This window comes from Sulfuricurvum sp. (assembly GCF_049305995.1).
Taxonomy (GTDB): Bacteria; Campylobacterota; Campylobacteria; order Campylobacterales; family Sulfurimonadaceae; genus Sulfuricurvum.
Window position 1 is genome coordinate 1 of sequence record NZ_JBAQPS010000218.1, and the last position, 2,631, is coordinate 2,631.

General features: G+C 36.4%; 5 protein-coding genes and 1 pseudogene. All 6 read left to right on the forward strand.

Going from position 1 to position 2,631, the window contains the following annotated elements:
• A partial coding sequence (gene lptC, locus WA010_RS07535; protein ID WP_422556517.1) for an LPS export ABC transporter periplasmic protein LptC occupies positions 1 to 402 on the forward strand: 402 nt, incomplete at its 5' end.
• Between the two features lie 10 nt (positions 403 to 412).
• Entirely contained in the window at positions 413 to 904 is a 492-nt protein-coding gene (lptA, locus tag WA010_RS07540) for a lipopolysaccharide transport periplasmic protein LptA (RefSeq protein ID WP_422556518.1), read from the forward strand.
• On the forward strand, positions 901 to 1,512 hold the full coding sequence (gene yihA, locus WA010_RS07545) for a ribosome biogenesis GTP-binding protein YihA/YsxC (RefSeq protein WP_422556519.1): 612 nt from the start codon (positions 901 to 903) through the stop codon (positions 1,510 to 1,512). The genes lptA and yihA overlap by 4 nt, the downstream gene beginning before the upstream one ends.
• Positions 1,509 to 1,970, forward strand: a complete 462-nt coding sequence (locus WA010_RS07550; protein WP_422556520.1) for an N-acetyltransferase — start codon at positions 1,509 to 1,511, stop codon at positions 1,968 to 1,970. Before yihA ends, WA010_RS07550 begins: the two co-directional genes overlap by 4 nt.
• 155 nt (positions 1,971 to 2,125) lie before the next feature.
• Positions 2,126 to 2,392 carry a hypothetical protein gene (locus WA010_RS07555; protein ID WP_422556521.1) on the forward strand — a complete coding sequence of 89 codons (267 nt, stop codon included), beginning with the start codon at positions 2,126 to 2,128 and terminating at the stop codon, positions 2,390 to 2,392.
• Positions 2,389 to 2,631, forward strand: a pseudogene (locus WA010_RS07560) (penicillin-binding protein 2); the annotation flags it as partial. The gene WA010_RS07555 and the pseudogene WA010_RS07560, both read left to right, overlap by 4 nt.

Consider the following 2,631-nt stretch of genomic DNA (forward strand, 5'->3'; position numbering starts at 1 on the left):
ATAGAGCTCTTTTCCTTTGCGTTATATGAAATTTCCCATAAAGGGATTGAACATGTCTTAGAAGGGAAAGAGGGAAAAAAATTTGATGAGAGTTATACGGTAACATCAGCAAAATTTAGTGATAATACGCAATCTTTATTTCAATCCCTCAAATCGAATAATTTGGATTACCGTAGCAACGAGATCAAGCTTAAAGGAAATGTCCATTACGCTCGGGAAGACGGTTTGGAGTTTCACTCGAATGAAGGAAAATACAATACAGACACCTCGGTAATCCAAACTCAAAGTGCGTTTATAATTACCAAAAAGAGTAATCGTATCGATGGGAAGCAATTGCATTACGATAATAAAAACGATACGGTATCTGCTAATCACGTACGTGTAAGCTACCAATTAGAATAGGAAAATAATAATGATACGATTTTTTATATTTATAGCTCCAGTGATCTTCTCTTTGCTTCATGCTGAGGAATTAAAAGTTATCTCGGACAGTTTTAAAGCGGATCAGCAAAAGGGTGTATCGGTATTTACCGGAAATGTAAAAGTGACTAAAGGCGCTGATGAGCTTAACGCTTCTAAAGTGACAATTTATACCGATAAAGCGAATAAACCAACCAAATATTTTGCTGAAGGGGATGTCTCCTTTTATATCCTAACCGAATTAGGTGAAAAATACAAAGGGAAATCACAAACGGCAATCTACCTCCCCAATGAGAGTGAATACCAGTTTTTCAAAAAAGTGGATTTGATCCGCATCGATGATTATCGTCGTGTAAAAGGGGATAAGGTTGTTGTGAATACGGTACATGGTCATGCTTCGGCAGAAAGTGACAATAATGAGCCTGTCGTAATGACATTTACCTTAGAAGATAAAAAATCAAAACCAAAAAGTCCTGCTAAATGATCGAAATTATTGATTCTTTCTTTGTAACGTCGGCTCCAAACATCCGTTTAACACCGGAAAATGAGTATCAAAACGAAGTGGCGTTTATGGCCCGCTCCAATACGGGAAAAAGCTCATTGTTAAACACGCTGACGCAACGCAAATCATTGGCAAAAGTTTCGGCTACTCCGGGAAAAACACGACTGATTAACTATTTTGACGTTGTATTTGCCGATCGAGAAACGAATGAACGTCTGAGCGCAAAATTCGTTGATTTACCGGGATTCGGATACGCGAAAGTTGCCAAATCACTCAAAACCGATTGGGAAAGCAATCTTACAAACTTCATTTCTGAACGGAAACAAATCCGTGTTTATGTCCATCTAATCGATTGCCGTCATCCTGATTTGGAAATCGATCGTTCGGTGGCTCAATATTTAGAGGAGATTTGTACACCCCAACAGTTTATTGTGACCATTTTTACTAAAATTGACAAACTAAACCAAAAAGAGCTGGGTGAACTTAAAAAACGATTTCCGGGTGCATTGATGGTATCGAATTCAAAACGTCGCGGTGTCGATAAAATTGTTGAGCATCTCTATCGATTACTCAAAAGCGATGATGCATGAGTATTACGTATAAAAAACCAACGTTACTTGATATACCTGCAATGCAACTAATTGTTGCACCAGAGATAGAAACTGGTATTATCTTAGCACGTAGTAATGATGAAATTGCAACGAATATCCGTTCCTACTTTCTAGCTATGGATGGGGAGAAATTGGTCGGTTTCGTCGCATTACATATCCATTCTCCAACATTGGCTGAGTTACGATCCATGATTATTGACACAGCATATCGCGGTCAAAATATCGGTAGTACATTAGTAGAAAACGCTTGTAAGGAAGGGCGTGGTTTAGGTCTTAAAGAGGTTTTAGCATTAACGTATCAACAACGCTTTTTTGAACGTTTGGGATTTATTGAAATTCCTAAAGAGTCAATTCCTGAACATAAAATTTGGGCTGATTGTATTAAGTGTAAACATTTTCCGATATGCAACGAAGTTTCTCTTATCAAAACGTTATAAGCCAACTTTTTTTAGTCGGCTTATTCATTATTTATATTAGTCTTAGCAGTATGTATCTTTTATTGCCACCTTTACTTGGAATTTTGTTTTTTGCTTACTATCATGCTTTAAATCGACATGATTTATTTGGATTGATTGTGGTATCGGTGATGCTATTGATATTTGAAGCTGAAAAAGGATTTTGGTTTGGGAGTACTATTCTGTTTTTTACAATTTTATCTCTTTATCTACTTCCAAAATTGGAACAATTGATTCAATGCCGTTTATGCATTGGAGCCATTTTTATAGGGCTCGCTTATCCCGGATATTGGATTACCATGACTATTGCCAATAGTGTTTTTCTTTTAGTTCCTCCAGCGATTGATTGGCATATTGGGTTATATATAATTGTTGAATTTTTAGTGATTGCGACACTCGTATGAAGATTCGTATTTTACTCTCATTTTTTATTCTTATTTGGGTTGGATTACTGGTCAGGGTTTTTCATCTCTCAGTCCAATCTAATGCATATTATGAAACACTTTCGGAAAACAATAGTATTAAAACAGAATTTTTTGCACCAGTAAGAGGTGAAATATTAGATCGTACCAATGAGCCGATTGCTATTAATGAGCTTGGATTCAAAATAGCATTAGCTCCTCATTTAATCAAAGGGAAAGAT

Bases quoted from the DNA above. Each gene is read 5' to 3' on its own strand.
- lptA (WP_422556518.1), top strand. From the start codon at position 413: ATGATACGATTTTTTATATTTATAGCTCCAGTGATCTTCTCTTTGCTT.
- yihA (WP_422556519.1), top strand. From the start codon at position 901: ATGATCGAAATTATTGATTCTTTCTTTGTAACGTCGGCTCCAAACATC.
- WA010_RS07550 (WP_422556520.1), top strand. From the start codon at position 1,509: ATGAGTATTACGTATAAAAAACCAACGTTACTTGATATACCTGCAATG.